11 protein-coding genes are annotated in these 18,868 nt (G+C 35.5%); 9 read left to right on the top strand and 2 right to left on the bottom strand.

Going from position 1 to position 18,868, the window contains the following annotated elements; translation table 11 throughout:
* The first annotated feature begins 9 nt into the window (after window positions 1–9).
* From QCQ61_RS11420 to QCQ61_RS11380, 9 genes are all read left to right on the top strand, one after another.
* Entirely contained in the window at window positions 10–303 is a 294-nt protein-coding gene (locus QCQ61_RS11420; RefSeq protein ID WP_279447776.1) for a PAAR domain-containing protein, read from the top strand.
* A gap of 30 nt (window positions 304–333) precedes the next feature.
* Complete coding sequence (locus tag QCQ61_RS11415) at window positions 334–741, top strand: GPW/gp25 family protein (RefSeq protein ID WP_279447775.1); 408 nt, start codon at window positions 334–336, stop codon at window positions 739–741.
* Window positions 742–747: 6 nt separating this feature from the next.
* Window positions 748–3,879, top strand: coding sequence for a baseplate J/gp47 family protein (locus QCQ61_RS11410; RefSeq protein WP_279447774.1), 3,132 nt, complete (start codon window positions 748–750; stop codon window positions 3,877–3,879).
* Window positions 3,867–6,527, top strand: coding sequence for a YegP family protein (locus tag QCQ61_RS11405; protein ID WP_279447773.1), 2,661 nt, complete (start codon window positions 3,867–3,869; stop codon window positions 6,525–6,527). Before QCQ61_RS11410 ends, QCQ61_RS11405 begins: the two co-directional genes overlap by 13 nt.
* Before the next feature lie 12 nt (window positions 6,528–6,539).
* On the top strand, window positions 6,540–9,164 hold the full coding sequence (locus QCQ61_RS11400) for a hypothetical protein (protein WP_279447772.1): 2,625 nt from the start codon (window positions 6,540–6,542) through the stop codon (window positions 9,162–9,164).
* Between the two features lie 246 nt (window positions 9,165–9,410).
* Complete coding sequence (locus QCQ61_RS11395) at window positions 9,411–10,805, top strand: contractile injection system tape measure protein (protein WP_279447771.1); 1,395 nt, start codon at window positions 9,411–9,413, stop codon at window positions 10,803–10,805.
* Between the two features lie 67 nt (window positions 10,806–10,872).
* Window positions 10,873–12,807 carry an eCIS core domain-containing protein gene (locus QCQ61_RS11390; protein ID WP_279447770.1) on the top strand — a complete coding sequence of 645 codons (1,935 nt, stop codon included), beginning with the start codon at window positions 10,873–10,875 and terminating at the stop codon, window positions 12,805–12,807.
* A 44-nt stretch (window positions 12,808–12,851) separates the two neighbouring features.
* A complete protein-coding gene (locus QCQ61_RS11385) occupies window positions 12,852–13,355 on the top strand; it encodes a hypothetical protein (RefSeq protein WP_279447769.1) in 504 nt (167 codons plus the stop codon).
* A gap of 62 nt (window positions 13,356–13,417) precedes the next feature.
* A complete protein-coding gene (locus QCQ61_RS11380; protein WP_279447768.1) occupies window positions 13,418–14,746 on the top strand; it encodes an ATP-binding protein in 1,329 nt (442 codons plus the stop codon).
* Between the two features lies 1 nt (window position 14,747).
* Here QCQ61_RS11380 and QCQ61_RS11375 read toward each other — a convergent pair whose 3' ends face one another.
* Together QCQ61_RS11375 and QCQ61_RS11370 are read right to left on the bottom strand one after the other, a co-directional pair.
* The gene (locus tag QCQ61_RS11375; protein ID WP_279447767.1) at window positions 14,748–15,872 is read right to left on the bottom strand and encodes a DUF2891 domain-containing protein; all 1,125 of its coding nucleotides are present in this window, start codon (window positions 15,870–15,872) and stop codon (window positions 14,748–14,750) included.
* A gap of 105 nt (window positions 15,873–15,977) precedes the next feature.
* Entirely contained in the window at window positions 15,978–18,845 is a 2,868-nt protein-coding gene (locus QCQ61_RS11370) for a M16 family metallopeptidase (RefSeq protein ID WP_279447766.1), read from the bottom strand.
* Window positions 18,846–18,868: the final 23 nt, after the last annotated feature.

Below are 18,868 nucleotides of genomic sequence, written 5' to 3'. Positions count from 1 at the left end.
ACAAGCACAATGCCAGCAGCAGCCAGAATAAACGATATGCACATATGCCCAATGACAAACCCAAATGGCAGTCCACACGTTGGCGGGCCAATTATGCCACCTGGCGAACCCACGGTACTAATAGGTGGACAACCAGCGGCAATAGTTGGCGATATGGCTACCTGTGCCGGACCGCCAGACTCAATAATTTCAGGTTCGTCAACGGTATTTATTGGAGGCAAGCCGGCAGCGCGTATGGGCGATAGCACCGCCCATGGGGGTAGTATTGTATTGGGAGAATTTACCGTTTTGATTGGAGGATGAAATTGAGATTAACAATTATGATTTAAGAATATGAATACCGAAACATTTTTAGGAGAAGGCTGGAGTTTTCCGCCACATTTTGATAAAAAAACAAACCAAGTTGTTACCACTGCCGGTATAGCCGACATTAATAAAAGTTTGGAAATTCTTTTATCTACGCGATTGGGCGAGCGTATCATGTTGCCCAATTTCGGTTGTAATTTAGAAGAGCTATTGTTTCAACCCTTGGATGTTACTCTAAAAACATATATAACCGAATTAATTGAAACTGCAATTCTGTATTTCGAACCTAGAATTGATACCCAAAAAATAACCCTTGATACCACAAATGAATTGAATGGTGAAATTTTAATAAAAATTGAATATTTAGTTCGCATCACAAATTCGCGAGCTAATATGGTATTTCCATTTTATAAAAATGAAGGTACAGAAGCTTAAAAAATTATGGCAAAAGATTGCGAAAATAAATTCTTAATAAACCATATGGGTACAGAACAAACCCAGAGGTCATTAAACGATATACTTCCTGAAAATTTCAATTTAAACGATTTTTCAGAAGAAGAATGGATGACGTTTGCATATAATTTTGCAAAGGAAGTGAATTATTTTTCAACAGAAAACGCAACTGTACCTACAGGAAATTGGGAGTCATTTTTTGTTGAAAAGGAAAAAATATCAGCTTTTCTGGCCGAAGCCGAAACTACTAACCAACTCTCCCCCCACCTTGCCCTTTTTATGTGTTTTTTGAAATTGATGAAAATTTCTAAAACTCGATTTAATGCGCTTACAAAAAGACACCTCGATTTTTATTACAACGAAATATTACAAATAAAGAAAAGGAATCCAGTCGCCGACAGTGTTCATCTAATTTTTGAATTGGCCAAGAATTTCACAAATTCTAAAGTAGATGAACACACGCTACTGGAAGCTGGCAAAGACGGTACTGGCAAGCGTCTTCAATATGCTACTAACAAAGAAGTTGTTATCAATAATACAAAAGTTGGTTCAATAAAAAGTGTATATCACCACAGAAAAACAATTAATCCGAATGAAATTATTGGGCTATTTTCCGCCCCAGTAACAAATTCGGCAGATGGCACTGGCGAACCCTTTAAAGATGATCCCAGCTGGTTCCCGTTTGGTTATCCATCATTTTTTAAACCCGAAACACCTTTAGCAACACCTAAGCTGGGTTTTGCAATTGCAGCTCCTACCCTTAATTTGGCAGAAGGCGTGCGGATAGTACAATCTATTTTTAATCTCGAAAAGTCCATTCAAGTTTTTAATGTTCAACAGATTATAAATTGCATTGACGTGTACGCCACTGGCGAAAAAGGTTGGCTGGGCCCTTTTAAGGTTTTTGAATCGGAAAATGGTTTCACCTCTGCTATAGGAAATAAAGTAGTTCAATTATGTGTAAAAATTGATAAAACCGAAGAACCCATCGTTCCTTACAATAAAGAAATTCATCAAGAAAATTTTCAAACCGACCAACCTGTATTTCGGTTTTTAATAAAAACGAAGCAACCAGAATTTAGTGCAGGATATTTATTATACACCGAATTACTTCAAAAAAAAGTAAATAAAGCAACCGTAAAAGTATCTGTTTCCGAAGCCGAAAAACTGTTGCTTAAAAACGATTTCGGCAATTTAGTTGCCAATAAGCCTTTTTATCCCTTTGGAACACAACCTATGGAGCGTTCTGCTTTTTATATAGACTATCCCGAAGTTTTTGCCAAAAAGTGGGATAATATTACAATTAATGCTACGTGGTTAAATACTCCCAACGACTTTAAGGAACACTACATAGCCTACCGAAGAGACGAAAATAATTTTAATCTTTCGCCAAATCTGTATTTTAAAACCTTGTATTACAATTTTAATGTAGGGACCAAAATATATGCAAAGCCAGCAGGACTAACCTATACCCCTACCGCAAACACTTCTAATCTTTACGTAACGGGCAATGATTATTTTAAGGCAAAAATCGCTGTAGAGAACAACGAAGATTTTATAAATGTGAATTCTGCCTTCTCCCTATTCAACAAAAACGGAAATATTTTTGAAGCCAATTTATCGCTCAACAACACAAATTATACTACTGGAAAAAACGGACCTATAAAAATGTCGTTAAACCAACCGTTTTTACACGCATTATTCCCCAAAGTTTATGCACTAGCGCTTACCACCGAAGAAGACACAGTATTACCAAATGAACCTTACACCCCAATTATTGAAAAAATTGAATTATCATACACTGCATCGCAAGAAATTACATTTGTCGTTTCCGAAACTACCAACCTCGAAAAGATTCAGCTATATCAGGAACATCCATTTGGGCAAGCAGCAACTACCAACACTTTAGTACCAACTTATTGTGCTGGTGGCGAACTCTATATTGGTCTCGCAAATACTCAAGCACTGCAACAAGTGCAGTTGTTGTTCCAATTATTGGAAGGTACCGAAAACCCATTAACTGAAAGTTTCGCAGCTAATGAAAAAATAGTTTGGGCAGTACTTTCCAATAATTCGTGGATGGAGCTTTCGAGTGAGTTTTTAGTTGGAAATACAACAGATAATTTTCTAAAAACCGGCATTGTTTCTATTACTATTCCAAGAGAAGCCACAGATAACAATACGTTGTTACCGTCAGGATTGGTTTGGTTACGCGCTAAAAGCACCAAGCCTTTTGATGCGGTTTGCAAGTTTATAAACATTCATGCACAAGTTATTACCGCCACTTTTGAAGATCACGATAACGAGTTAAATCATTTAAAAAACGGGTTGCCTGCAACCACCATTAGCAAACTTACTGAGCGCAATTCAGCAATCAAAAAAGTAACACAACCGTACAATTCGTTCGGGGGGCAGCCCGAAGAAAGCGACGATAGTTATTATAGACGCGTTAGTGAGCGAATTCGCCATCGCGATCGCGCCATTTCCTTGTGGGATTACGAACATTTAATTCTCGAAAAATTTCCCGAAGTTTATAAGGTAAAGTGTCTAAACCATACAAAAGACACAGATTATCACGATCCCGGAAACGTTACCATCGTGGTTATTCCGGATATTCAAAACAGCAACGCATTCGATGTATTTCAACCACGATTAAGCACTGCAAAACGCAATGAAATTCGAGATTATATAAATGAACTTAATTCGTTTTTCATTTCAGCAGAAATAATTAATCCAAATTATGAAGAAGTTGAGGTTACCCTCAGCGTAAAATTTAATGTTGGTTTTGATGAAAACTTTTACACGAAACAATTAGAGGAGGATATTAAAAAATACCTGTCTCCTTGGGCATATTCCGAAACCTCTGTATTAAACTTTGGCGTTGTCTTTCATAAAAATAAACTTATATCATTTTTAGAAAATCAATCTTACATAGATTATTTAGCCCATGTAATTGTAAAGCACAGAACGTCGGAAACTGCTGTATATACCGAAAAATCAAATATTATACCTTCTAACCCAAAAGCAATTTTGGTGTCGGCAAAAAAACATTTCGTTACCGCTATGCAATCAAATTGCAAGGTACAAACCCCTAAAAACCCAACGGTATGTCTTCCGTAAAAACATATAATACAATAACGAAGGACACTTCCAGCTTGGACGATCTAGATTTTGATTTTCTTCGAAAAAAAGGAATTGAATATATTGAGGCATTGGGTAGTGCAATGTGGACAGACTACAACGCTCACGATCCAGGAATTACTACTTTAGAAGTGTTATGCTACGCCATAACCGATTTGGGCGCTAGGCTTTCTCTGCCTTTGGCCGATATCCTGGCGGAAGAAGACAATCCCAAGTTTTTAAATGAACAATTTCTTACAGCCGAAAATGCATTGCCCATCAAGCCTGTAACAGCCTTGGACTACCGAAAATTATTTATAGACATAGAGGGGGTAAAAAATGCTTGGTTAAAAAAGCACGAAAAAACCGTTTTTGCCAATTGCAAAGAAAATAAGCTTTCCTATAAACCCGATACAATTGATGAAAAATATAAAAAAGAGTTTGTACTTAACGGTTTATACGATGTTCTAATTGAATTGGATGAACTAAATGCCGAAATATTCAATACGCAAGCAAAGCAGAAAAAAGAAATAAAACGACTTAAAGAAAAAGTGCGAACTACCTACCACGCGCACAGAAATATTTGCGAAGACATCGTAAATGTTGAAGAGGTAACAGAACACCCCGTAGCAGTATGCGCAATCGTGGCCTTAAAACCAGAAGCTGATGAGGAAAAAGTACATGCCGAAATTTTATATACAATAGACGAATATTTATCGCCCTCCCTCCGCTTCTACTCGCTAAAGGAAATGTTGGAAAAAGGCTATAAAACCGACGATATTTTTAACGGGCCGCTACTAAATAACGGATTTATAGATTTAACTGAATTAAAAAACACAGAACTTCGAAAAGAGGTTCGAATAACGGATTTAATAGATTTAATTCAAAAAATAGATGGCGTTGAGGTTATTCGCGATATAACAATAAATAATTGTGATGGTAAAACCGAAACTAAAAAAATATGGAATTTGTGTGTTCCTGCAGGCAAAAAACCAAAACGTTGCGACAAAAGCTCATTTAGCTATTACAAAGGTTTTCTGCCATTAAATATAAATGAAGAAATTGTTGAAAATCACCTACAGGCCATTTACGACAAAATCACGTCCAATATTCTCAATATTGCTTCACAAAAAAAATCGTTGGATTTGCCTAATGGAAAGTACAATGGTGTAGAAAAATACAGTAGTATTCAAAATGATTTTCCCGAAGTGTACGGTGTGGGCGAATTAGGAGTAAAAAGTACCGCTACTACAGAAGATCGCGCCAAGGCAAAACAATTAAAAGCGTATCTGCTCTTCTTCGATCAAATCTTCGCGAGCTATTTCGCACATCTAAAAAATGTAAAAGATCTTTTGTCTATAAATGGCGAAATTGATAAAAGCTATTTCACACAAGTTGTTGAAAACGTCAAAGATCTTTCGGAATTGGTCTCGGCAAATTATTCAACCGATGAAAATATAACCGATATTTTATTTTCAGACCTCGACAATAAAGTAGAACGCCGTAATCAGATTTTAGATCACTTACTTGCGCGCTTTGCCGAAAATTTTAGCGAATATGCTTTTTTGATGAAACAGCTGTACGGCAACAATACAGATGCCGCAGTTATTAAAACCAAGGAGCGGTTTTTACAACAGTATGGTAAAATTGGCTGTGAACGTCCGTTGAGTTTTAACTATTACGAGCAGGAAAATGAAGATTTGTGGAATACTGAAAATGTTTCGGCATTTCAAAAACGAATTGCCCTTTTAAGTGGTAATCCAAACGTGTCCAGAAGAAATTTCTCCGATGATCCTTTAGAAATCTATGAAGAAATTGACACAGACGGAATAATTGAGTACCGCTTCCGTTTTCGCAGTAAAAACAAAACTATACTGTCATCTTCGAGCAAGCATTACCACAATTTAGCTTCGCTATTCAAAGAAATTTTAGACGTAAAAAACTACGGACGTTTTTCAGAAAACTATGAGATAAAAGTAAATAAAGCCGGAAAATTCTATTTTAATCTAACCAATCCGAATGTTCCCGATCAAAACGATGAAGATCATGTAATAGTGCGAAAAATTTCGAGTTTCACTACAAAATCGGCCGCAGAAACTGCCATTGAAAAAACAGTTGAATTTATAAATACGTTAGATTTTAACGAAGGAATGTATGTAATTGAGCATATTTTACTTCGGCCAGATGTAACAAAAAATACGGCTCCAGAAAATACATTTTTACCAATTTGCACTGCAAACTGTGAGGGTTGCGAAGGCATAGATCCTTATTCTTTCCGAGTATCAATAGTATTGCCCGGTTGGACGGAACGGTATAGCAACGTAGATTTTAGACGGTTCTTGGAGAATTTAATTCAAAAGGAATTGCCCGCCCATATAATGGCCAAAATATGTTGGATTGGATATCCGAAAAGTTTCGATACCAAAGGCGAGGAAAATGAAATGATGGTGCTGGAAGAAGCCTACAAAGAATGGCTATTTGCCAAGACCGATATGGGGCAAAAACAACCCAATACAAAACTGAAACGTTTAATTAAAATCATGAGTACCCTGCATACAATTTATACTCAGGGCAAACTTCACGATTGCGATGACGATGAAGAACAACAAGATATTATCCTAGGTAGGACCAACCTGGGGAAACTTTAAAATACCAAAGTTATGAGCACAAAATTATTGGAAATAACTCCACAGTACCGTTCCTTCGTGGACGATCAAGTACTTACCTCCGGGCAGCTAAATGAATTTATTGAATATTTTGAAGACCAAGACCGTCTTACACGCGTATGCCTTGTGGGTGTTGGACTGGCCTGTGGCTTTAAAATTTCGGTAAACAATGCAAAAACGCTTATAACAATTACCCAGGGTTGCGGTGTTACTACCGATGGCGACCTTTTAAAATTACAACAGAATATAAAAAATTCGTCCGATACTTCTATTGATATTGAAAGTATCACATATTCTCACTTTACAGATTTTGAGGATGATAAAGCGAAATACAAACACTTTAAAAACGAAAACAATACCATTGATTTATGGGAATTAATCCCACAGGAAAAAATAGATCTCGAAGCCGGTCATCTTCCTATCAATCAAGATTTGTTAAAAAATAAAGTTGCGGTACTATATTTAGAATGTTATCCAAAAGCCCCAGATATCTGTACAACCACAAATTGCGATAACCAAGGACAGCCAAATATTCAGAATCTACGTGTATTATTAATAAGCAGTGAGGATGTTGAAAATATAGTAAACCCTAAAGATGGTATATTTTCAAAGCACAACGTTTATGAAGCATTAAGCAATCTACCACCAACAGCAATTCCCAAAGTTATTTTAAACGACAGTAATGCTAACTCGTATTCAAAAATTGCAGCTACGTATAAATCGGCAATTAATTCTTCCAAAGAAATATTGAAAACCGCATTTACTGAGCTATTTCAAGGGTTTTCTGATGTATTGGAGATTAGTGAGAGCACCTCAAATACCATTTTGTCCAATATTGATAATCTGGATGATTTTAATTCAAATGAAAAAATTCAATATAGATATGATTTAGTTCGCGACATTAGCGATACATATAATGAGCTAATTGAAATTTTATTAAAATTAAAAACCGAATGTTGCCCGAGTATTAGTGCATTTCCAAAACACATTTTACTTGGACTGCTTTTTTCGGAAGTGAAATATCCAGAATTGCGACACGAATTTTACCATTCGCCCGCAAATAATGAATATGCAAAGTATTTAAAAATAGCGAAAAGCCTGCTGCAACGTTTAATTTTACTTTTGAAAAATTTTAATCTGTCTGAAGAAAACCAAGTTGATATTACACCTTCCAAAACTTGTGGCAATTTAGGCCTAAAGGCTATTCCCATCTATTATGAAACAGATGCAGCGTTGTTAAATGCTTGGGATTTCAATAAAACGGAAAATTACAAACAAGAGTACAACATTGGCTACCACAGAGAAAATCTGGCACCCAACAGCTGGGTAAAAAACCCTTTAAATTTTGAAACGGATTGTAATAATTTTTATAGAATTGAAGGTCATGTAGGCCATCCTGCGCAAGACAGTCGCAACGCCATAAACAATTTAAAAAACTCCCATGCCTTAGATTTTGATTGTGTACTTTTTGATCTTCAAAGAGATGCTCAAGCATTTACTTCGTTTATTCGTGAAAATCCTTCAATTGCACACAAAGCAGGAGTTTCCAAAGGCGGCACCTTTATTCTAGTTTCAGAAAACGAACAGATTGTGGCAGATTTTTGTCTTACAACTAAAGTAAATAATACTACTGACGGCGGGTGTTGTTCCTTAATGGAATGTACATACCCTTGGATTAGTTCATTAAAATATATGAATAATCTTTCGCGAAGCTTAAAAGGACAGCAAAGTAGAAACAAACCAATGCCGCAAAATTATGTGTTGCAGGTTATTGAATACAAAATTAATGGAGAACCTTTAATTAATAGAACCACGACCATTACTATTCCACTTAAAGAAATATTTTTAAGAAGAATCCACGCCGTTACCGAAGCCTTAAATAATAAATTTGACAAAGGTGTAGTATTTGACTTTAATGAGAACCAAAAAAGACTTGTAATTACACGTGCTAAGGAAGATACTTTCACCATTCGTTTACGCGAAATTTCAATGGCGAATAATAACGCAATTTATACCTATAGCAATAACGGTATGTTCCGGAATAATTTAGTTTTTAGGCCCGATGCTATGCGATGTAGAGACCTGCGAAGTTATCGCGAATCATTTTATCAAAAATTACACGCACAGATTGCTCCGGTAAATAAAGACGACGACTACGGTAAATATGACGAAAAGTGGGCTAAATGGAGTAAATTAACCGAACGATTAATTAGCAACCCCGTACTAGAGGAAGCCGGATTAATCCGTATGATTACTTCAAAACAAATGTTGCCGAAAGAAATTAAAACGTTAGTTTCAAATATTAAGAGAGATTTCCAAGCCACACAAGAAGAAAGGAACCTCAATTTTGAATTAGATGGCAACTGGGTAAATGGAATTTGGGTTAATAAATTTATGTTAGATCATCATAGAAGAAACAGAAAAAATACCCACGACGATATAGTGCTGTTTGTGAATTTACGAAAGTACCTCCATAACGAAACTGGAGTTACAAAACTTTCAGTATATATTACCAACCTCAAATACGCTAAAAATTTGGATGAGGTAATTGCAAAATATAAGACCAAAGCCGATTTTTATTTCGGAAAACCAACCGGAGAAAACGCAATAAGTTTATGAAAAATATAGCTGAAATTAGCACAAAAAAGAAGGGTATCAGTCGGTAAAATTGTACAATCCGAATGATACCCTTATGGGTCTAACAAGAAAAGAACTAAGAACGTAAGAATGACAAAAGGAACGATAGAAAAAACTAACGTAAGAACTAAAGTACAAACTATAAAGAACGTAGCACTAACTGCAAACAACCCAGTAATTCATCTCTGAATCGAATAGTAAATATAAGTCTTAAATATTAAATAACAAATGGTTGCGCCAAAAAATATCATAAAAAAAGTGCAAATTGGAGTAAACACCCCTTCACTTGCCCATGGTATGCAATTAAAGGACAATCTAACCGATTATTTTAAGAACGAAATTTTTCCCGAATTAGATAATTACTTCAATTCAATTCAAAATAATAAAGTAAATGTTAGCAGATACAACAAGATTTCCATTGAAATAAACATTAAAGAAGAAGATTCATTAATTGTATTAAAGCAATTAATTATCAATAAATTAAAAGAAAAAATATCCGACAAAAATACTGTAGATGTCAAATCTGAAAACATTCAGAATACCACTGCGGAAAAGAGTATGCGTTCGGCATTTTTTTATTATTTAAAATACGGAATTCTGCCTTGGTGGTCTGAAGATGAATTAGCGTTTGATAACGACTTCTTTGAAAATATAAAGCGCAAAAAATCATTCAGAAAAAAATTAGAGTTACTTCTCACCAATCCCGAAATCCGAAAACGTTTAATTTATCAATTTAATGATAAACAGCTAACGCACCTCATTTTTGAAAGTAACCATAGTGAAGTATTAAAAACTTTAAGCACGAAAATACTTCAAAAATACAGACGTGTTTTTTGGGAATCAGTGCTACATTATTCCGCCTTTCGCAATGATAAAAATATTGTTGTACTTTTTAATAGCATCCCATTTTCAGTTGCTGAAAAACTGGTAAATACTTTTAATGAAATTTTAGACTCCAATATTTCAATTGACAGGGAAAGTTTTCAAAAAATGCAACCTACAAGTAAAAAGGATAATGACCCAGCGGCAACAATTAACGACCAAATAGAGGGGGCTGAGGTATTGAAAGCAGATTCTGAAAAAGATATTGTTCCTGAAATTAATTCGGAAATAAACAATATAATTAGCGACGGGATTTTAATAAAAAATGCTGGATTAATTTTGCTTCATCCATTTTTAAAAATGTTTTTCGAAAAAATGGAATTTCTATCAGAAAAACATATAAAGCCCGATAAAATAGATGAAGCCATCCACACGCTTCACTATCTAGCTACCGGCCAAATACAGCCCTTTGAACACCAATTAATTATTGAAAAATTTCTCTGCAATGTACCAATTAATTATCCTGTAAATCGCCATATATATCTTACGCAAGATCAAATGCAAGCGAGCCGTATTTTATTGGAAGCTGTGCTAAATCATTGGACTGCCTTAAAAAGCAATTCGGTAGAAATACTTCAAAATGAATTTCTGCAACGAGACGGAAAGCTCACTATTTCTAAAGAAAAGCGAAATCTCTACATTCAGCGAAAGACCCAAGATTTATTGTTAGACAAACTACCGTGGAACTTACATTTAGTGAAGCTTCCTTGGATAGAAAAAATACTTTTTGTGGAATGGTAAGCAGGTAATTAAACTAAGTAAAGATTAAAATTTAAAGAAATTGGAAAACGAATAAAACAAAGTAGTTATGTTTAAGCTAACTAAAAGTACACATAATCCAAAAACTACGGGAAACTCCCGTATTCATTCAAATTCTGGAACAAATCCATTATTTATTCAAGCCAAGTTTTCGGTTGGAAAAGCCAATGATAATTTCGAAAAAGAAGCAGATTCGGTTGCTGATAAAGTGGTATCCGGTTCGCAGAAAGATTCCCAAAAACCCAATACCTTTTTTCCTGCTACCCCGGTTCAGAGAAAGAATAGTGAAGTTAGTGAGGAAGTGCTACAAATGAAGTCTTCTAAATTTCAAAAAATCGCACCCGAGAATTTTGAACAAAAAATAAAAAGTACCAAAGGCCACGGCACGCCTTTAAAGGGTAAAGCTAAACAAGAAATGGAAACAGGAATTGGGGCAGATTTTAGCGATGTAAAGATCCACACAGACACTAATGCAGTTTCAATGAGCAAAGCATTGGGAGCCCAAGCATTTACTTCTGGAAAAGATATTTATTTTAATACTGGAAAATATGCACCAGCTACTTCGGCCGGTAAACATCTCTTAGCACATGAGTTAACCCATACTTTGCAGCAACAGAATGGTAGATTTCAGAAAATTCAAAAAAAGGATTTGGCCTCTCCCCGCTTTGGTGGTGACGCACTTTTGGAAGATGTTTTGGATGGAAACCAACTGGTAAGTACTAAAAAGAACAGTAAAGGCGCTCATGTTAGAATTATACAACAAGCATTGACCGATGCTGGATTTATTTTAAAGCACTATGGAATTGATGGCGATTTTGGAAGTGAAACGAAAGCGCAGGTAATTGAATTTCAAAAAGCTCGAAAATTACCCAAAAAGGAGCAAGATGGAGTTGTTGGCCCAATAACTATGAGCGAGTTTGACCAAGAATTCACAGGACATAAAATTGAACATACAAAGTTTTCGGGAATAGATGATGCCACTTTGGATGCACAAACGCGAACAATTACAACGGATGAAAAAGCTGCTGTAAAAGAAGCGATGAATACCGAGGTAAAAAAAGACCCTAAAACCGGAAAGGATCCTATATTTGATAAAGCCAAAACAGCAGCTTATAAAACTGAACTTAAAGCGCTTACCGAAAAATATGTAATCGCACAATACAATCACTTAGGAAAAGGTAAAGAAGCATTAAGAGGAAACAAAAAAAATTTACACGACAAAAATGATGTAGAAGCTTTAGCAAAAGTTTCGAAGAACGAAACAGACAAAGTTTATGGTAACTTAAAAAAAGGAAAAGAGTTTGTTTTTGGAACGAACCTTTTCGATGGGTGGGAGAATAAAAAAGCAAAATTAAAGGGGAAATCCCCCAAAGAAAAGGATGCCATAAAAGAAGCCTGGGCAAATTGGCGGGTACAGAAAATTATTGAAAGCGCCAGAGTTGAACCAATAAACAAAAAATACAACGCCATTCAAAAAAGAGAGCCAGAAGCTACGGTGGTAAAAGAAATAATAAAGGAGCTGTCCATAACATATAAAAAAGAATTGGTCCTAACCCACCTGGGTTGGCCCGGATATGCAGACGATGGAAAAGTCTTTCTTCAACGTCACAAAAGCTCCAACAATGATGACAACAGAAAGTATATGTGGGGAAATTTTGCCACTATTATCCACGAATACATACATACATTAGAACATAAAGACGCAATTAATTATCGAGAAAGCCTGAAAGACAAAGAGGGCGGAAAAGTATTAAGAGAAGGCATGCCCGAATATTTCAGCAAAATAGTTTGGAATAATCTAAACCTTTCCGATCACACTTTAAGAAAAAGTGTTGAAGGTCCTTTCTATGATTCCACTAAAAGTGATATTTACACAAATCATTATTATTCTGAAGGAATAAATGCTGAAAAAATTGCTGGAATTGTGGGCACCAGTAATGTAATGGGGTATTTTTTTAAGGGAAAAATAAATTTAATTCAATAATAAGAGTAACCTTAAATTGCTAAAAAAATAAATAAGTAAAACTTATGACTAACATCGAATGTATAAAGAATATTACAACTAAAACAGTAGATAATTTTACGGTTCCAGTTTCAATGGAGAATTGCGAACTTTTACCCGTTTTAAAGCATTTTAGAAAATCACAATCAAACGCCGTTGAAACCTATCTGGGTAAAGAAAATGAAGAAGTGGCGTATTATGATATAGAATTTGGTGTTAAAAAGCTTAATGCTATTAAAATATGGACAGCAAATAACAAAATAATTAAGATAGACCTTATTAAAACGTTTTCTAACACAGAAAAAGTTGTGAAAAAACTTCAACAGTTGCCCAAATCAAATACTAAACTTAATTACTACTACGACGTAATATATATGGAAGATAAAGCCTGGATATACCCAGAGAATGGAATAGCAGTATTTTTAGGCCTTACTGATGGGGTTGTCAATTTTATAAGTTATTTCCCCCCCACCACAATTGAAAATTACATTAACCATTTGCATTCCTTTAGTGCACCAAGAGAATTTTAATATATTAAAATCTATCCGTTCTAATAACAAAATATAGAATTACGAAATATTTAATTTAATTAATGGCAAATACAAAAGAAGTAGAATTAAAGAAAATCTTTAATTTTTTAGAAACCATAATAGTATGGCGAATAAGAAATAATACGGCAGATTTTGATACGCAATCGCCAATTCTTGAATTAAAGAAACTAGGGAAGTCTAATTTAGGAAGGTTTTTAAAAGAAGAAAAACTATCAAAAACCGAAACGGTCGCGCTGCTTTTGGCAGTGGTACCTTCATTTTCTCCTTCATTTTTACATGATACTATTTCAAAAGAATTTCCAAACGGAACCGATTTTATACAATTTGGCGGAGTAAAGGGTCATAATCATCGTGGGATATTGCCTACGGGTGAAACAGTTCAATTTATTATAGGCGGAACCAATTTTTCACACAGATTGCAATGTTTGCACCTTTTTTCCGAAGATCATTTGTTCGCTAAAAGAAATATTTTCTACATAGAAAATGCTACATACGGAGAGCCTCTAACGAGCGGTAAACTCATAGTTGATACAGAGTTTTTATATCAAATTACTACGGGCGAAATTCCCGCGCCCAAGCTAAGCACACAATTTCCAGCTGAAAAACTAGAAACCCAATTAAACTGGAATGATCTAATTTTAAGTGATAAAACACTTCAGCAAATTAAAGAATTGGAAATATGGTTGCAGCAAAACGAACGATTGTTTAACGATTGGGGAATGAATACACGTTTAAAAGCGGGATATCGCGTACTTTTTCACGGGCCTCCGGGTACAGGAAAAACTTTAACGGCAAGTCTTTTGGGTAAATACACAAAAAAGCCTGTTTATAGAATTGATCTTTCAACCGTGGTTTCAAAATATATTGGAGAAACAGAAAAAAATCTTTCAAATTTATTTAACAAAGCAAAACATAAAAATTGGATTTTATTTTTTGATGAAGCCGATGCCATTTTTGGGAAACGTACAAATGTTCGCGATGCTCACGATAAATACGCCAATCAGGAAGTTTCGTATTTGCTTCAACGCGTGGAGTCACATCCAGGTTTAATAATATTAGCTTCAAATTTTAGAGATAACATAGATGAGGCTTTTACCCGCAGATTTCAGTCTTTAATTTCATTTGAAATGCCGGGACCAAAACAACGAGAAGAAATTTGGAAAACGAATCTTCCGAAAAAGCTAATTATTTCAGAGGACATTCGTTGGGAAGAAATTTCAAAAAAATACGAATTAACAGGTTCCAATATTTTAAATATTATTCAGTTTTGTGCTTTAAAAGTGTTGCACGATAAAAGCAAAACTTTAACCTATTCGCTTTTATTACAAGGAATTCGCCGAGAATTTTTAAAGGAAAATCGCACGCATTAGTCTACTTCTCGTGTAGCGTATTTAACGCATAGATAGCAAAGCTCCCCAACCAATGACCTCCTTCATAACTATCGTCCACGAGATTGGGGTATGAATATGCTAGGTGTTCGTTTGCGATATTTTTAAGGTGGTTGTATTTTGGAAATTGCTTAGCCAAACCATAAAACACCCAAGCTCGGCTAAAATTTAAGCCATCTAAATGCACAAGTTTACCATCAGATCTGTCGCTCACCTCCCCTACTTTTAATTGATAATTTTCTTGAGCGAGCTTTGGTAAAAATGTATCAATCCAATGTGTAAATTCTTTGTGGGAAAGAATGCGACGCATTATATCTATTTCTTCCAAACAAGGTGATAAAAAATCGTATCCACTGGGTTCCCAATTTATAGGGCAGTTTTTATCATTTATATAGAAATCTCGGGCACGATTTATTATTAGCTGTTTTAAATCTCCATCACCAAAAGTTACGGCATAATCATAAGCAAACGCGAGCCCGAAAGCAGTATTGGTATGTTCACCAACGCGAATGGGGTAATTTAGTTTTGGTAAAAATTCTTTATACCGAATTACAATTACATCAGCTAAAGGCTTTAGGTTTTTTGACAATTGTTCGGCCATGGGATCATCCCAAGTATGTAATGCTTCAGAAAGTTTTAAAAGCCACGCCCAGCCATAGGTTCGTTCAAATGATTTATTAATTGGTTTTTCAAAGAAAGCTACTTCGGTTGCTACATTTTCGGGCGTTATATTTTTTGTTAGTAAATCGCGAACTTCACTAGCTTTATCAATTTCTGGAAATTGTTTTAATAAACTAACCATAGACCAATAGCCGTGTACCGCGCTATGCCAGTCAAAACAGCCATAAAATATTGGATGCACAGACTTGGGTTCAACCAGATTAGCTTTACTTGCTAAGGTGTGGCTAGGTTTGTAGGGATAAGCGTTACCCACACAATGCAGTGGGAGTTCAATTAGCTTGTTGGCTTCAGCTACTGTAAATCTGGGTTCTGGAAACTTCTTTATAGAAGTTTCTAAAGATTCGTCCGTGTTAATTGTATTGCTTGCATCGTTTTTACAGCCAAAAAAAAGCAAGACTGATAGAAGAAGAAAGTAGTACTTTTTCATTAAAATATTGAATTTGCATAAAGATACTAATTAAAAAAACCACGAATGCGCTAATATGTATATGCAAATTAGTGTATTCGTGGTAATCTAACTTCAATAAAATTATTACAATTTCACATCTTCAAGTTTAACTTCTTCTCCATTTTTGTCGAGAAGTTTTACTTCGTCAAAGCCCATATCTTTAAACTGTTCAAATTGTGTAGCTGCATCGCCCACAACCAAATAAGCCATTTTTGAAGCATCTAAATATTTGTTCGCCAAAGCTTGGTGCTGTTTCAAAGTCATGTTGCGCACTGTTGTTTCTTCTTTTTCAATATAATCTACTGGAAGATCGTATTCGTTTATTTCCTGCAACATCCCTAATAGTGAACCCTGTGTTTCGAAGCGGCGCGCATTCGATTTTATAAGTGCATTTTTTGTAAATTCTAAATCCTCCGGTGAAATGCCGTCTTTATATGCCGAAATTTGATCTCTAAAAATGGCAACAGATTCTCCTGTGGTGTTTGTTCTAACACTTGATGAAGCGGTAAATGTTCCTGGAATTTTGCTTCCACTAAAACCTGTACGCGCACCATAGGTATATCCTTTTTCTTCGCGTAAAATTAAATTTACATTTCCAGAAAAAGATCCCCCTAATTTATAGTTCATTACTTCGGCTGGATAAAAATCTGAATCTGTTCTTGGCAAAGCGATGTATCCAATATTAATTACAGATTGTTTCGCATTCGGAATATCTACAAAATAAAGTGAAGCCTTGTCGCGATTGTTGGCTACGGGATAGTCTGGAATGGTAACATCCTTGGCCGTCCAACGCTCTTCCAGCCCTTGTAAATCCTTTAAAACAGACTCTTTATCTATCTTACCAACAACCTGAAATGTGCTAATGGAAGGTGAAAAATTTGTGGTATAAAATTCTTTTAAATCGTTCATTGTAATAGCTTCTACTGACTCTACAGTGCCAATGGTTGGGTAGCTGAAAATATGATCATCCCCGTACAAAATCTTACTGTAAACTCGATTAGCTACTACATTTGGGTTTGCATCAGAACGCTCTATCTGATTTATGGTTTTAGTTTTTATACGCGCAAGTTCTTCTTCGTCCCAGCGTGGTTCCAAAAGAATTTCGGTTACTAAATCTATTGTTTTTTCAAAATTTCGGGTTAACGTATTTCCGCGGATAACGATAGCTTCATTGGTGGTGTACATTCTAATGCTAGCACCCAATAGATCAATCTCCTCTTCCAGTTGTTCAGGCGTTTTATTTGCAGTACCTTCCATCATTATGTCGCTCATTAAATTTGCGACACCGTTCTTTTTCATATTGTCTAACAAATGACCACCTTCAATCACCAAACTAAAGTTTACGGTTGGTATTTCGTTTTGCTCGATTCCAGAAACTTGGAGGCCATTTTCTAATGTTGTGTCCCATATTTTAGGAATTGAAAGCTCTGGCGATGGTCCTTGGGTTGGTGCCACTGAACGATCAAAATTTGATGGAGTCTTTGCCACCTCAGAGGTTGTTTCTTCAACTGTTTTGGTTACATTTTCCGTTATTTCTTCTTCTACTACATTTGCTTTTGTAGAATTTTCGGCAATAAGCTCAACTTGTCCTTTTGGAACAAAACTCGTCATAACATACGGCTTATCCTTTATGTATTTATTGTAAACACGTATAACATCTTCTTTGGTAACTTTTTTAATATTTTCGATGTCTTTAGTAATAAAACCGGGATCGTTTGTAAATACATTGTAACGGGCAAGCTGAAATGATTTTCCTAACACACTACTAATTCCATTGTAAAATTGCGTTTCTAATCCAGCTTTAATTCTCTCTATATCGCGATCTGTAACCCCTTCTTTTTCAAAAAGAGCAAAAGCTTCATTAATACCGTTTACTATAGCATCTAAATCTACACCATTATTTGCCGTAATAGAAATACGGAAACTTCCAGCCAATTCACTTGAATTGTTATAGGCGGTTGTACGTGAAGTTAAATCCTTTTCCTTAACCAAAACTTTATATAATGGCGCCTTTTTACCTTGGGAAAGTATTTCGCCCAAAAAATCTAATGCGTACGCATCTTCGGTGTATTGTTCTAACGTTGGCCAAACCATATTTAATTGTGGCGTGGTGGCAAAATTATCTTCGTGATAAAGTCTTTTAGTTTCAGATAGTGTAACAGGTTGTGGTTTTAGTGGCTCCACCTCCTGGCGGCGCTTTATTTCACCAAAATATTTTTCAATCATTTGTTTAGCTTCCGCCGTATTAAAATCTCCAGCTAAGACCAAGGTTGCATTATTTGGTCCGTAAAACTGATCGTAAAATTCCTTTACGTCTTCCACGGTTGCATTTTGCAAATCTTCTAATTCGCCAATTACTTGCCAGTTATATGGATGGCCTTCCGGATAAATATTCTTATCTATAACGTAGCTTGTGTGCCCGTACGGATTATTATCCACGCGTTGTCGTTTTTCATTTTGTACTACCTCTTGTTGGTTCTCAAAAGCAGCTTCAGTTACGGTGTTGATTAAAAAGCCCATTCGGTCGCTTTCAAGCCACATTACTGTTTCCATTGCGTTTTTCGGCACAACTTCATAATAAATAGTTCCATCCTTCCAAGTGCCACCATTTAATGTTCCTCCAGCATCTTGAATTGTTTTAAAGAATTGATCCTGTGGCACATTTTCAGATTCTTGGAAAAGCATATGCTCAAACAAGTGTGCAAAACCGGTACGCCCCGTTTTTTCGCGATTTGAACCTACTCCGTATTGAATTGCCAACGATACAATTGGATCGCTACTGTCTTGATGAAGAATTACGTCTAGACCGTTTTCCAGCTCGTATTTTTCAAATTCTACGGAAAGTTTGGCGTTATCATCACCGCTAACCTCTTGTTTTGTTTTACAGGAGAAAACAACTAGTGCAGTTAAGGCTAATACCACGGCACTGGTTTTAATGGAAATTTTAAACATAATAAATTGGTTTTTTAAGAAAG

This window comes from Aequorivita marisscotiae (assembly GCF_029814825.1).
GTDB lineage: Bacteria > Bacteroidota > Bacteroidia > Flavobacteriales > Flavobacteriaceae > Aequorivita > Aequorivita marisscotiae.
Note: the sequence above shows the minus strand (reverse complement) of the source record. Positions and strands in the feature narration are given on the sequence as shown.